The sequence below is a fragment of the Mesorhizobium sp. WSM4807 genome (assembly GCF_055811615.1).
In genome coordinates this window covers 134,883-148,885 of sequence record NZ_JBVVQY010000007.1, presented here as the reverse complement: position 1 = coordinate 148,885, position 14,003 = coordinate 134,883, and the positions used below count along the sequence as shown (strand labels likewise).

Annotated in this window: 11 protein-coding genes; 5 read left to right on the top strand and 6 right to left on the bottom strand. The window is 60.9% G+C overall.

Annotation, left to right across the window (positions count from 1 at the left end; all coding sequences use genetic code 11):
* The first annotated feature begins 5 nt into the window (after positions 1-5).
* Positions 6-1,895 carry an asparagine synthase (glutamine-hydrolyzing) gene (gene asnB, locus AC0L3N_RS11710; RefSeq protein ID WP_473547751.1) on the top strand — a complete coding sequence of 630 codons (1,890 nt, stop codon included), beginning with the start codon at positions 6-8 and terminating at the stop codon, positions 1,893-1,895.
* A 74-nt stretch (positions 1,896-1,969) separates the two neighbouring features.
* Here the strand turns inward: asnB and AC0L3N_RS11705 are convergent, their stop codons facing one another.
* Positions 1,970-3,088 (bottom strand): glycosyltransferase family 4 protein, encoded by a 1,119-nt coding sequence (locus tag AC0L3N_RS11705; RefSeq protein WP_473547750.1) that lies wholly within the window; start codon positions 3,086-3,088, stop codon positions 1,970-1,972.
* 153 nt (positions 3,089-3,241) lie between these two features.
* Here AC0L3N_RS11705 and AC0L3N_RS11700 point away from each other — a divergent pair, with 153 nt between their 5' ends.
* The gene (locus tag AC0L3N_RS11700; protein WP_123148206.1) at positions 3,242-4,681 is read left to right on the top strand and encodes a lipopolysaccharide biosynthesis protein; all 1,440 of its coding nucleotides are present in this window, start codon (positions 3,242-3,244) and stop codon (positions 4,679-4,681) included.
* A 110-nt stretch (positions 4,682-4,791) separates the two neighbouring features.
* On the opposite strand, the gene AC0L3N_RS11695 is transcribed toward AC0L3N_RS11700, so the two are convergent.
* The 4 genes from AC0L3N_RS11695 to AC0L3N_RS11680 form a co-directional block, all read right to left on the bottom strand.
* On the bottom strand, positions 4,792-5,595 hold the full coding sequence (locus AC0L3N_RS11695) for a WecB/TagA/CpsF family glycosyltransferase (RefSeq protein ID WP_123148207.1): 804 nt from the start codon (positions 5,593-5,595) through the stop codon (positions 4,792-4,794).
* A complete protein-coding gene (wecC, locus tag AC0L3N_RS11690) occupies positions 5,592-6,929 on the bottom strand; it encodes a UDP-N-acetyl-D-mannosamine dehydrogenase (RefSeq protein ID WP_123148208.1) in 1,338 nt (445 codons plus the stop codon). The genes AC0L3N_RS11695 and wecC overlap by 4 nt, the downstream gene beginning before the upstream one ends.
* Positions 6,922-8,076: a non-hydrolyzing UDP-N-acetylglucosamine 2-epimerase gene (gene wecB, locus AC0L3N_RS11685; RefSeq protein WP_123148209.1), complete on the bottom strand. Its 1,155-nt coding sequence runs from the start codon at positions 8,074-8,076 to the stop codon at positions 6,922-6,924. The genes wecC and wecB overlap by 8 nt, the downstream gene beginning before the upstream one ends.
* A gap of 283 nt (positions 8,077-8,359) precedes the next feature.
* A complete protein-coding gene (locus AC0L3N_RS11680) occupies positions 8,360-8,524 on the bottom strand; it encodes a hypothetical protein (RefSeq protein WP_473547749.1) in 165 nt (54 codons plus the stop codon).
* A gap of 82 nt (positions 8,525-8,606) precedes the next feature.
* Between AC0L3N_RS11680 and AC0L3N_RS11675 the strand changes: the two genes are divergently transcribed.
* The gene (locus tag AC0L3N_RS11675) at positions 8,607-9,719 is read left to right on the top strand and encodes a glucosamine inositolphosphorylceramide transferase family protein (RefSeq protein WP_473547871.1); all 1,113 of its coding nucleotides are present in this window, start codon (positions 8,607-8,609) and stop codon (positions 9,717-9,719) included.
* A gap of 18 nt (positions 9,720-9,737) precedes the next feature.
* Here AC0L3N_RS11675 and AC0L3N_RS11670 read toward each other — a convergent pair whose 3' ends face one another.
* Positions 9,738-11,198, bottom strand: coding sequence for a VpsF family polysaccharide biosynthesis protein (locus AC0L3N_RS11670; protein ID WP_473547748.1), 1,461 nt, complete (start codon positions 11,196-11,198; stop codon positions 9,738-9,740).
* A gap of 23 nt (positions 11,199-11,221) precedes the next feature.
* On the opposite strand from AC0L3N_RS11670, the gene AC0L3N_RS11665 reads away from it, so the two are divergent.
* On the top strand, positions 11,222-12,787 hold the full coding sequence (locus AC0L3N_RS11665) for a GumC family protein (RefSeq protein WP_473547747.1): 1,566 nt from the start codon (positions 11,222-11,224) through the stop codon (positions 12,785-12,787).
* 8 nt (positions 12,788-12,795) lie between these two features.
* Complete coding sequence (locus AC0L3N_RS11660; protein WP_473547746.1) at positions 12,796-13,902, top strand: glycosyltransferase; 1,107 nt, start codon at positions 12,796-12,798, stop codon at positions 13,900-13,902.
* The last annotated feature ends 101 nt before the right edge of the window (positions 13,903-14,003 follow it).

Below are 14,003 nucleotides of genomic sequence, written 5' to 3'. Positions count from 1 at the left end.
AGATAATGTGTGGAATTGCCGGCTGGATCGGGCCGAGGGTCGAGAATCCACAAGATCGGGCCGCCAGAATGTCCAACGCGTTGCGGCATCGTGGCCCCGATGCCGAAGGCACCGAGTTCTTGGACTTGAACACCGGCGACAACCAGTTGGCACTGGTGCATCGCCGCCTGGCGATTATTGACTTAAACGCCGATTCAAATCAGCCGATGCATATCGACGACGGCCGTCTCAGAATTATTTTCAACGGCGAAATATACAACTATATCGAGTTGCGCCAGGAACTGATCGGCCTCGGTCACCAATTTCGAACGCGCTCCGATACCGAGGTGCTGCTCAGAGCTTATGATCAGTGGCACCTGTCCATGTTTGACCGATTGAGCGGCATGTTCGCTTTTGCGCTCTGGGATGCTCAGAGGCACGAATTGATCCTCGGCCGCGATCCCTTCGGCAAAAAGCCCCTTTACCTCATGCAAAGCGAAAAATTGCTGTCCTTCGCCTCGGAGATCAACGCGTTGCTGTCATCGCAGCCAAATGCGCAGCAGCTCGATCTGGACGCTGTGCACGAGTATCTGCGCTGGCGTTACGTGCCTGGACCGCGCACGCTTTTTAAACAGATCCGCAAACTCAACCCCGGAAGCTATGCTGTTTGGTCGCAAGGGACAGTGACGGAAACGCGTTATTATACGCCTCCAGATCAAACGGATCTGACCGAAGAGATCGACGACGAAACCGCCAAGCGACGATTCCTGGAACTGCTCGACCATTCCGTCGAAATCAGAATGCGCAGCGATGCGCCCTTTGGCGCCTTTCTCTCCGGAGGCCTCGACTCGTCAGCAATCGTCGCCCTGATGACCAAGCATAGCGACAAGCCCATTCGTACATTTTCGGTCGGTTTCAGCGAACCGGCTTATAGCGAACTCCCATTCGCCCGACGCGTCGCCGATCATTTCAAGACTGATCATTGCGAACTGGTCATTGAAGCGGACGACCTGATTGACCACCTGCCCAAGTTGATTCGCCATCTGGGGGCGCCCGTTTCACAAAGTTCGGACATTCCAATTTACCTGATGTCGGAGCGAGCCTCGCAGGACGTCAAGATGGTGCTCACAGGGGAAGGGGCAGACGAGATCCTCGGCGGGTATCCCAAACATCGCGCAGAGTCGCTGGCTGGAATCTACCGGTCGCTCGTTCCAGCCTTGCTCCACGACAACCTCCTCGCCCCTTTGATACGCGCCATGCCTGGCGCATCGGCCAAGTTCGATACATTTGCGCGAAGCGCGGGCGAAAGGGACTTTGCCACCCGGATGATCTCCTGGTTTGGAGCCATGACAGCGCGGCAACACGGTCGCCTCACCGGTGCGCCGGCCAATTGCCGCAATCAGCGTAACAACCTCCCGTTCTCCTCAAGCGCGAAGGCATCCCATCTTCGCCGGGCGCTGTTTTTCGATCAGACGTCGTGGTTGCCCGACAATCTCTTGGAACGAGGCGACCGGATGATGATGGCCGGTTCAATCGAAGGAAGAATGCCGTTCCTCGATCGCGATCTGGTTGCGTTCGTCAGCAAATTGCCGGATCGCTACAAGGTGGGTTGGCGGAAGGGTAAGCTGATCTTGCGCAACAGCATGGCCAACATGCTTCCTGAGGAAATTCTCAACCGCCGCAAGATCGGGTTCAAGGTGCCCGTCGCCGAATGGTTTCGCGGGTCGATGAGGAACTACGTGCACGACCATCTTTGCTCCTCTCAATCCGTTATTCGCAGCTATTTGAGCGCGAAATACCTTGATCAAATCGTCTCGGAGCACACTAAGGGCGCCGCAGACCACGAAAAGCTGATATGGGCGCTGTTGAATTTGGAGATATTCCATCGCGAGTTCGAGCTTGGGGCGCCGCAGTGACGCCAATGGGATCGGTGTCGCGCTCGACCCGCGCTGCGCGTCGCAACCTCAGCGTCCGCATGTACAGGACAGCGTCAGCGCTTGACCGATTGAGCCTTTAACGCGACCGACCTCCAGACGTCGCAGATCGCGCCGACGAACGGTGCGAGCTCAAGCCGCTCCCGATGCACGGCCATCGCGGCAGCACCAAGCCTGGCTCTCAATGCCGGATTCTCGACCAGCCGCGTCAGCGCCTCGGTCAACGCCGCAACATCGCCGGGCGGCACCAGCAACCCGGATTGCTCGTTGGTGATGATGTCCTCCACGGCGCCGACAGGCGTCGTCACTACCGCGAGGCCTGCGGCCATACCTTCGATGACCGAGACGGGCAGGTTTTCGGCAAAGGAGGGCAGCACCAGAATGTCCGCCGAAGCGATCAGCGATGCGACGTCGTCGGGCCCGACCCAGCCAGGAAGGGCAACGCGCTCGGCAAGGCCCAGATCGGCCGTTCTCATCCGCGCCGCCTCGACGTCGCCATCGCCGGCGATCGTGGCGCGCCAACTCTCGATGGGTTTCATGCGGTGCAGCGCATCCAGCAATTGCGGCACGCCCTTGCGGTCGCCGATGCGGCCAAGGAACAGGATATGGACATGGTCGCCACCACCGACATGCGCCAAGGAGGGAACCGCTGTGGCGTTGGGAACGATAACAATTTTGCCGGCCGCCCTAGGTGCCCGGCTGGCGACGAAGTCGCGCCAAAGCCCGCCCAAGACGATCACCCGACCGGCACGCTCGAACAGAGCTTCGATGCGGCGGCTCATGAAACTGCGATCATCATTCCAGAATGTCTCATACTGCGCCCCGTGCAGATGCAGGACATAGGGTATCGACAGCAGCCGTGCGCAGGCGGCGATCACCATCTTGCGATAGGTGCTGCCGGAGACCGATATATTGATGTGGATGACATCGGCGCGCTTGGCCAGACGCGCTGCAAGCATCCGCAAGCAAAAGTCAAACATGTAGAAGATCGAAAACCCGACATGCCCTGGGCCGCGGCTGGCAAGGAAGCGCACATCGATGTCGGCGATCTCCTGCCGCTCGAACTCCTGCTTCAGCGCCCCCATGATGCGGTCGATGCCTCCCTGCCCCGAAACGCCCGAAGGCGTCGCGACAAGCACATGAACTTTTCGATTGTGAACCAGACGCTGCAACATGAGCCCATTTCGGAACGACACGGCAAAGGTTTCAAATAAGGTTTACGACGAATCCGTTAGTTCAAACTGAATCTGTTCACCCTTTGCCGTCATCGCGCTGGATTTTCCGCCGGTCGACGGTTACTCGAAGATGAATTTCCCGGGGACAACCCTTTGCTGCTCCGCTCCACGCTTATCTATGCCCCGGCGATCCTGCTGACGCGGATTTCCGCGCTGCTCCTGCTGGTCATCGTGACCCGGCTGATCGATCAGACCGAGTATGGCCTGCTGACCCTGGTGGTGACGGTCGGCGAAATGACCGACATTGCCGTCACCAACTGGCTGCGCATCGCTTTGCTCAGGCTTGGCGGCAAAGGCGACGTCAGCCGCGGCAGCCTGATGCTGGCCGGGCGGGTGTTGCTTGCCAGCACCGCACTGGCGCTGATTATATCCGTGGCCGCCTCCGCAGTGATCGTGCCGGAGCGCTGGGTCGAGTTCGCGATCGCCGTCTGCAGCTACCTGATCGCCGGCTCCATCGGCCGCTTCGCGCTGACGGTGCTGCAGATGCAGCAGCGTCATTCGGTCTATTCGATGCTCGAGTTCCTGCGCGCCGTGCTGCAACTCGCGCTGCCGATCGGCGCCATCGTCATGTTTCAAGACTCCTTTCTGACGGTATCGCTCGGCTCGAGCCTCGGCGTTTTAATCGCCGGTATCGTGGCGGGCCTAATGGCATCCCGACGCGTCGTTGCCGGTCCGCCACGTTTCACCCAAAAGGAGTTCTTCGTCCTCGGTGTGCCCCTGGTCATCATGGCGCTGGTAGGCTTCGGCCTGCACAGCGCCGAGCGCGTGTTCCTCAAGATCTATTACGATGCCGGCGCGGTGGCGATCTTCGCCGCAGCCTATGCACTGGCCCGCCAGCCCATCGATATGGTCGCCAACTCCATCAACATGGGCGCCTTTCCCGAGGTGGTCAGCCGGTTCGATGACGACGGGCCTGCGGCATCGGGCCGGCTGCTGTCGCAATTGATGGCCTTGATGATGCGCCTCTGCCTGCCGGTCGCAGCGATGCTGGTCGCACTCAGCAGCGACATCACGCAGCTCCTGCTGCCCGCCGAATATCACGGCCGTTTCGGCCTGCTCTTTCCGATCATCGCCTTCAGCGTGCTGTGTGCCAATCTGGCGAGCTTCGTCTATGGCACCGTGGTGCATGCGCACAAGCGTCCATGGCAGCTGATCATCGCCAATTCCTTCGGCTCGGTGGCGACAATCGCACTGTCCGTGCTGTTGATCCCTCCGATGGCGGAGGTCGGCGCTGCATTGGCGCTGGCGGGTGGATCGCTGGCAGGCCTTTTAGCCTGCATCATCATCAGCGAACGGCTCACGCCGGTGCCGGTGCCATGGCGCGACATCGGCGTTTCGGCCGTCATCTCGCTCAGCACGGGGCTGGCCGCCAGCCTCGCCAGCGCTCTGTTCGGCGATGTGCCGGCCATCTTCTCGCTCGTCGCCGGCGGCACCGCTGGCGCAGTGGTTTTCTTTGGGCTGACCTGGCTGTTCTACCCTGCCGCCGCGATACAACTCGTAGCCAAGCTGAGGGCGCGGCTACGGCTCGCATAGACCCGCGATGGCATTTTGAATTGCCGTGCCGTAGTCCTGGAAAGCGGTTCCGACTTCGGACCGATGCTGTAGCCCCAGGCGGTTGCCCTGTTTGCTGGGGCAATCGCTCCTTAAAGATCGACCTTTCGGCGTCCCCGACGGCCCCATAACTCCCGGCACAGCAGCGCTGCGTAGGCCGTGTTGGTGTCATAGTAACGGCGCCACAAGCGTCGCGGCTCCTGTGCCACGCGAAACAACCACTCCAGACCGGCCGCTTGAACCAGTTTTGGCGCCCGGGCAACCTTGCCGCCATAGACGTCGAAACTGCCGCCCACGCCCATGACGAAACTCGGGGTGAGTTCGTCACGATAGCGCTTGAGAAAGCGCTCCTTGCGCGGCGTCGGCATCGCCACCAACAGGCAGTCGGCGCCCGAGGCGTTGATCGCCTCGACGATGCCGGCCTCGTCTTCCGGCTTGAAATAGCCATTGCGCATGCCGGCGACGACGAGACCCGGATGATCCCTGGCAAGTCGCACCTTAACCGCATCGAGCACGGATTGTTCGGCGCCCAGGAGGAAGGGCCTGAAGCCACGATTCGCGCAGAGGCTCAGCAGATTGATCATGATGTCGACGCCGGCTACCCGCTCCGGCAGCGCGACCCCGCAAAGACGCGCGCCCCAAAGCACGCCGATGCCGTCGACGTTAATCACATCCGCCGTCGCGACATCGTCCCGCAGCTCGGTATTGTTGCGCATGTTCACAAGCTTGGCGACATTCACCACCACATGATGCAGCGGCCGTCGCAGGGTCATCGCCTCATCGGCGATGGCCAGCGTCTCGGCCATGGTCAACGCATGGATCGGCGCGCCAAGGAATTCCCGGCGCTGTGACGCCAACAGGCGATGCTGCGCCCATGCCGGGTCGTGCGCGTTCATGCGGCCTCCTCTGCACCTGCAGGAAGCGCCAGGTGTTCGAGCGCTGATTTCCTGCCTTCGATGCGGGCGTCGGGCTTGCGTGCCTTGCGCCAAGTCCACAAACCCCTTGTGTCGATCAGCTTCTTGTCCTTGAGCGCTTCGGGATCAACCAGATTAAACTGCCGATGGTCGACCAGCAGGACGACGATATCGCACTGATCGATCGCGGAAAGCGCATCGGTGAAGACGATGCCTTTGCCCTCGAGCTCATGCGGCAGCCTGTGTGCGTTGGGTTCAGCCGCAATGATCTTCAGGTTGGGAATATCTGACAAAAGCTTCACCACCTCGACGGCCGGGCTCTCGCGCATATCATCGATATTGGCTTTGAAGCTGAGGCCAAGGCAAGCGATCGTCTGCTTGCGGGAAGGGTCGAGCAAGGCTTGTATATCCCTGACCACCGACAAGGGACGCTCGGAATTGATCCGGCGTGCCGAAGCCATCAGCCGCGTGCTGTTAGGCGCGGCGTCGATGATAAAATATGGGTCGACCGCAATACAGTGGCCGCCGACGCCCGGACTCGGCTGCAGGATGTTCACGCGGGGATGCCGGTTAGCGAGATCGATCACCTCCCAGACGTTGAGCGACAGATCCTGGCACACCGCCGCAAGCTCGTTGGCAAAGGCGATATTGACGTCGCGGAACGCGTTCTCGGTCAGCTTCACCAGTTCCGCGCTTTCGGCCTGGGTCGTGAACAGGTCGCCGGCAACAAAGGTTGAATAGAGTGCGGCGGTGCGTTCCGACGACTTGCGCGACAGTCCGCCGATCGAGCGATCGTTGTTGATCAGCTCGGTAAGGACCTTTCCCGGCAACACCCGCTCGGGCGAATAGGCGACCAGGACATCGGCCTGTTCGCCATGCACCAGAGGAAATTTGAGATCGGGCCGCAACTCGGCAAGCAGCCCCGTCATGATGCGCGTCGTGCCGACCGGCGATGTCGATTCCAGCACCACAAGGTCTCCCCGCTTCAGCACCGAGGCGATGCTTCGTGCCGCCGCGAGCACATAGCTCACGTCAGGCTTGTGGTCCTCGGTCATCGGGGTCGGCACTGCGATGACAAAGGCGTCCGCCGGCTGCGGCATACTGAAAGCCCTAAGCTTGCCGTTGGCTACAACCTTCTGGATCAAACCATCGAGGTCCGGCTCGACGATGTGGATTTCGCCGCGATTGACCTTCTCGACCACCGCTTCGTTGACGTCGACGCCAATGACGTCGAGCCCGCGACTGGCGAAGATGGCACAGGTCGGCAGGCCGATATAGCCCATGCCGATAACGGAAACGGTCTTGATCTCAGCCATGATGCAGCAATTCCTCAACGATCCGGTTACCGGCCCGGCCATCGCCATACGGGTTGTGTCGTTCCGCCATGCCGCGATAGGCGGCCTGATCGTCGAGCAGGCTGTTGGCATTCAACAGGATTTTTTGGATATCGGTGCCGACGAGACGGGCGGTACCCGCCGCGACCCCCTCGGGCCGCTCGGTATTCTCACGCATCACTAGCACCGGCTTGCCGAGCGAAGGCGCCTCTTCCTGCACACCGCCGCTGTCGGTCAGCACCAGATAGCTCTGCTTCTGCAGATACAGGAACGGCAGATAATCCTGCGGGTCGACGAGATGGATGTTCGACACGCCGCCCAGTTCTGCGTTGACCACCGAGCGAACATTGGGGTTGGGATGGACCGGATAGACGATCTGCACGTCCTCGCGCATTGCCAGCCCCTTCACCGCCGTACAGATACGATGGATCCCGCCGTCGAAATTCTCACGGCGATGTCCGGTGACGAGGATCATTTTCTTGGCGGGATCGAGGAACGGGAAGCGGGCGGCGAGTTTTGCGCTCATCAGCTTGTCGGCGTCGATCGCGCCGGAAAAATGCAACAGCGTGTCGATCACCGTGTTGCCGGTCACGAAGATGGTGCTCGCAGCCTTTCCTTCGGCGATGAGATTGTCGCGCGCCTGGATGGTCGGCGCGAAATGCCAGGTCGCGATGTCGCCGGCAATCTTGCGGTTCAGTTCCTCCGGAAAGGGAGAGTTGATGTCGTGGCTGCGTAAACCTGCCTCGATATGGGCGACCGGGATGCGCTTGTAGAAGGCAGCCAGAGCCGCAGTCATCGCCGTGGTCGTGTCGCCTTGCACGAGGACGATATCGGGCTTCGCCTTCTCCAGCACTTCGGCCATGCCCAGCAGCACGCGCGAGGTCACGTCGAACAATGTCTGGCCGGGCTGCATGACGTTGAGATCGTGATGCACCGGCAGGCCGGTCAACTCGATGACCTGGTCGACCATCTCGCGATGCTGGCCGGTGATGCATGTCTCGGTAATAAAACCCGGATGGGCAAGCGCGGCACGCACCACCGGAAAGCATTTGAGCGCCTCCGGCCTCGTGCCGAACACGATCAGCAATTTTTGCCTGGATGGCAGTTTCGGATGTGAAAGGACGTTCATTGCTGATCCTGGTCGCCGGAAGGCGTCGCGACCTGCTGATTATTCGCTACAAGAGCTATAATAGCGGCAGAAGCCGCCTTCGTGACCTTAAATCTTAATATATGATTAACAGCCAAGCCCGCGTTCTCCCCAGTAACTCTTATGAAAGCCTAAGCCGATAGGTATCCTGGCAGAGTAGTCTTGAAAAAGAACATATTCGATTGAGTAATATTTTAATTATCGGCCACACTGCCGGATCTCGGCGCTGGGAAAATGAGCTTCTGGTGCGGTTGAACGCAGCGGGTCACGTGGTTTCGAGCAGCCGCGCGCCGACGCCCGCGCCGACCGCACGCGGCCTGGATATTGTGCTGGCGATCGAGAGCCGGCGCTTCGGTCCCTCATTGGCAAGCCGCTCCGAGCCGTTGCCGTCTGGCGGTTCCGGTCCAGCCGACCTCGTAATCGATCTCACCGGCACTGCCGCACGACGAGGCACGCCGGTTCTGACGCTCGAATTTTGCGGCCAGAACACCTTCCCCGCCGGTGTGGCCGAGATGCTGGCGAGCGGGCGATTGCCCGAACTTGCTGTTCGCCTCGACGGTATCACAGTCGCCCGCGGGCGACCGATGCTCAGCGACCGGTTCTGGCTGTCTCGCAGCTGCAACGACCTGCTCGCCGGGGCCATCTCGCTGGTTGCGCAAAGCGTCGCCCGTTTTTCCGCGGGCGAACTTGTGCCGATTGCTGATAGTCCGGCACCGATCCTCAGGAACGGCGGTTTTGTCCGGCATTACCTGCCCGTTTTCTTCAAGGGATTGATCGATCGCGCCGCGCAAAAGCTCGGACGTGGACGGCGTCCCTTCTATTGGCAGGTTGCCTATCGGCTGATCGACGGGCCAGGTGTCGCCGAAACCGGGCGACTCAACGGTACGCCGTTCACCGTCCTCGCGGACGACGGCCGGCGATTCTACGCCGATCCATTCGTCATCGAGCGCGATGGCCGCCACTATCTGTTTGTCGAGGAATTTCCCTACGCTACCGGTCGCGGCGTGATTTCTGTCGCCGAACTGGGTGACGACGGCACCTTCGGTGTGCCGAGGGTGGTGCTGGAGGAAGCGCACCACCTGTCGTATCCGCAGGTGTTCGCTCAGGCCGGCGAGATTTTCATGATTCCTGAAAGTGCGGCTGCGCGCGAGCTTGTGCTCTACCGCGCCGCGCAGTTTCCCGATCGCTGGGTACGCGATACCGTGCTGATGACGGACAAGGATTTCAATGACGCCACGCTGCTAGAATCGGATGGACGCTTCTGGCTGGTGGGGACGGAGCGGTTCGGTTACGGCAGCGCGTCGGATACGATGACGGTCTATTCCTCACCCTCGCTGCGGGGGCCGTGGGTTGCGCATGCGCTCAATCCCATCGCCGTCGATCACTCGGCCGCTCGGCCCGGCGGCGCCTTTATTCGCCAGGGTGACACTGTAGTTCTGCCGGTGCAAAACGGGTCGAGAGCCTATGGCGGCGGTCTCGGGTTGATGCGGCTGGACCGGCTCGACGATTTCGATGTCCGTTTTGCGCCGCCCCGCCCGATCGGCCCGGGGCCGGCATGGGCCCGCACGGGCATTCACACGCTTAATCGCGCAGGCAATGTCGAGGTTGTGGATAGCGCCGGCTGACGCGCCTGCAGCCTGCGCTTATCCGAGCCGATCCAGTTTCGGCTCGGATGCAAGCGCGGCCGAAGATGTGCTCTTCGGCTGCTTTCTATACGGCGCGTTTCTATAGGCAAGCAGCAGCACCACGATGATCGCGATCTCCGGCGATTTTGACGAGAGCGCGTTGTTCGACAGCGCAGCAAGCAGGAACGTCATGGTGCCGATCCATGCCGGCAGCGGCGCCGCGCGCAGCAGCCGAAAAATGAACCAGAAGACCAGCACGATGAAGAGCACGGCTATGGGCAAGCCGAAGAGCATGATGATCACCACCGGCGCGCTCTCGATGTAGGGCAGATGCAGCTTCTCGTTGACGATCGCCAGCAGGTCGTCGACGTTCATGCCAAACAGGATGTCTTTCCAGCTAACAAGTCCGAACACCTGGTAGATCGTCACCCGCGCCATGAAATTTTCGTCAAAGATCGTGTTGCCGAATCGATTCAGCAGCCCGCCCGAAAACAGTATGGCCACCAGCACTGCGCCGCCCGCCAGGGCGAACAGCAGCACGACGGACTTGGCCTGCCGCTGATGCTTGAGAGTCAGGCGCGGCCAAGGCACGAACATCAGCAGAATGAGGGTTTCTCCGGCAGCGAGCATCAGCGCGGCGCGAGCGCCTGACGCAGCACAACCGACGAGCAATACGAAGATCGCCAGCACCCGCACCCATATGCGCCAGCGCGTCAGCGGCACGAATCCGATGGCTGTGGCGCAGAGCGCGCCTAGTGCCAGCGGGTGCGCCGACAGGCCGATTGGCCTGAACTGCAGTTCGTTGAGACCATAAGGCAGAAATCGATGTTGAGTCACCGCTTCGATCGTGCCCATCACGGCGCTGAGGACCACCATTCCAATCACGACGTCGCCCAACGCCCGCCGCACTTCCGCGTTCAAGGCCAGCATCAACAGGCCTGCGGCGCCCGCCACCAGATAGGTATCGATGATGAACCCGGAGGAGCCCGCACGGCCGGTGATGAACAGATACGGCACCAGCGCGAAAATCAGCGCGGAATAGAGCATCAATGCCTTGAATATTCCAATTTCGTCGCCCTGCAGCAGAAACGGTCGGCTGAAAAGAACGAAAGGAAGCAGCAAAAAGATAGCATAGGTGCCGAAATGCAGTTTCTCGTAGAATGAGCCACCGTCGGCGGTATAGTCGACGACCATGTTCATAATCTGCGGTGACACAGTGAAGCGGAGCAGGAACGCGAACGCAGCGCATAGGAAAAACAGGAGCGACAGCGCGTTCTGGCGGCGCGCCTGGCTGGACAACAATCGTTCCGATGCGGCAGCGGGATAACTCATGGCCCATCCAGGCGGGGTATTCAAACGGCATTCTGGCCAACGAGATCCATTCAAAGGACCGCCGAACGAACGCGGAGCGTGAACCGGGAAAATATGCCAACTTGGAAAATGAGATGTTAACGATATTTCTGTAGTGCTGGCCCGCAAAGCGAATAACCAGAGTTAGCACCATGTCCGCCGCTTCCGGCACAACCCCTCCCCCTGCGCCGGATTCCGATATCAGCGCACTCGAGCGGATCGCCAATGCGCGGCGCGCCAGCAGGGCAAGGCTGCAACAGGATGCCCAAGTCATGGCACGGACCCCCGCCCCTGTCGCTCCGCAGACACCCGAGCCTGTCCCGACGGTGACGCTTGACAAGATCGGTGATTTCCTTGAGCTCGATTTTCGACGCCTGTTTGTCTGGCTGCGTGCCGGGCTCGTCGTGGCATTGATGCTGGCAGTGGCAGGCGGCGTCATCGGCGCCGCCTATGGGTTGCTGAGCAAACAGCGCTATACCGTTACGACGGAAATCCTCATCAATCCCGCCAATTTGCAGGTTGTGGAGAACGATCTCTACTCGCAGCCGGGCCAGGTCGACAGCCAAATACTTAACGCGCGCAGCAAGCAGCGCATCTTGACCTCTGGCAACGTGCTTGCACGGGTAGTCGACGAACTCGGTCTAACCAACGATCCGGAGTTTTTCGACCCGGACCAGAGCGCCGCCACGTCTGGCGTTGCAGCGAATGGCGGCAAGTCCGATCCGAAGCTTATTGCTCAAAAAAGTCTTGCGGAGCGGGTCAGCGTCGCTGCAGACGAAACGTCGTTCGTCACAACCCTCGCGGTATCGGCAGAAACCACCGGCAAGGCGATCCTGATCTCGCAAGCCATAGTCAAGGTTTTCCAGGACGAACTGGCCAAGGCCGAAGCTGCTGGTGCCAGCCGTGCCGCAGCTGCTCTTGAGGGCCGGCTCGGCCAACTCAAGCGCGACGTGCAGGCGGCCGAAGAGAAGGTCGAGAGCTACAGGCGCAGCCGCAACCTGTCCTCCAGCAATGGCCAGCTTGTCAGTTCGCAGACAATGACGCAGCTCAATAGCGAAATTGGAGAGGCGCAATCGCGCGTCATCGCTGCGCAGGCAAGTTACGACGCTTTGGTTGCCTCCGGTGTCAATGGAGCCAATCCTGACCCCGCGGTTTCGGCAGCGCTCGCAGCACTGCGCGACAAGGCAAATAGCTTGCGACAGCAAATCGATTCGCAGTCCATGACCTTTGGTCCGCGCCACCCGACGATTGTCAGGCTGAGGACAGAATTCGAAACCGTCAGTTCTCAACTCAGGGTAGAGTTCTCCCGCACGGTCGGCACGGCAAAAGCCAACCTGGATAAGGCCAACGCCTCATTGGCTTCTCTCAGCGCCAAGATGAACGATCTGAAGAGCAATGTTTTCACCGACAGCGAGTCCCAGGTCGCCCTACGTGAGCTTGAACGCGATGCCGCCTCGAGAAGGACGATCTATGAAAGCTTCCTGGCTCGCGCGCGCCAAATCACCGAGCGCGAGCAGATCGACACCACCAATGTACAGGTGATTTCCACTGCGGTGCCGCCAAAGGGGCGGTCGTGGCCGCCCCGCACCCCGCTGACGGCAGGCCTGGGAGCTTTCGCAGGCTTCGCTCTAGGCATGCTGCTCGCCCTTGCCATGGGAATAGTGCGCGACGTGCGCCAGCCGCCGAACCGACCAAGCATCGACGTCCGCCGAGCCTGAATCCAGGCATGGCGAAGCGCATTGTTTTTCACATTGCCAGTCTCAGGGGCGGCGGCGCCGAGCGTGTCTTCGTCCTCATGGCGAATGAATTGGCATCGCGTGGCCACGATGTCACACTCTTTACCTGGAACGCGGAAGGGCCAAACGCCGCGCTGCGCTCCCCTGCCGTGCATCTGGTCGATTTCGACCTTCCCATCCGGGGAGAGGGTTACGGCAAGTGGGCGACGCTGAAAGGCATCGTGCGAAGCGCACGTTTGTTCGACCGCCTTGGTCCCCATGCGGTCTATAGCGCCCCGGAATTTGCCAATCTGGTCGTAGCGCTGGCGCTTCTCCTGGCGCGAAGCCGAGCGAGATTTTTTCCAAGCTTCCACGCGGCGGCCTCACTGCCTTCCAGCAGCCTCGGCGCGAGAATAGCGGTCTGGCTTTCCGCGCTGGTTGCAGCGCGCGCAACCAAAGCCATCGCCGTCTCAGTGGGTGTCGGCCGCGACATTGCGGTCCGCGGCTTTCCCAAATCCAAGGTTGTCGTCATCAACAATCCGCTGCCGCCGGCTGCGGCGCTCCAGCAAGATTCCTATGCATGGCAGGCGAAGCTGGCGACGATGGGCGATGGCCCGGTCATCGCCACCGCCGGGCGCTTGGTGCCGGTCAAGGATCATCGGACCTTGCTGCGGGCTTTCGCTATCCTGCGCGCCGGCCGCCGCGTTCGGCTTGTCATCTTCGGCGAAGGTCCGCTGGCTGCCGAGTTGCGCACCTATGCCCAGGAATCCGGTATCGGCGCCGATGTGCTCTTTGCTGGCTACGTCAACGACCCCGCGGCCTGTTATGCCGCAGCCGATCTGTTCGTCCTTTCCTCGATGAGCGAGGGCTTCGGCAATGTGTTGGTCGAGGCCATGGCTGCTGGCGTCCCGGTAGTCTCCACAGATGCGCCACATGGCCCGCGCGAGATTCTCGGTGACGGTCGTTTCGGCGCCTTGGTGCCGGTCGGCGATGCCGCGGCCCTGGCAAAGGCTATGGCTGATATGCTGGACCACCCCACTTCTGTCGCCATCCTGAAAAGCAGGGCAGCGGATTTCGAAGTTGAAAAGATCGGCGATCTGTACGAAGCGCTGCTCTAGCCAGGGAATTTCGCGCTGCGTTCGTTGAGGCAGCCGCTATCGCCATTTGCGTCGATGGATCAGCATCAGTGCATCGCCGTTGACCGGCCGAGCAGGATGGG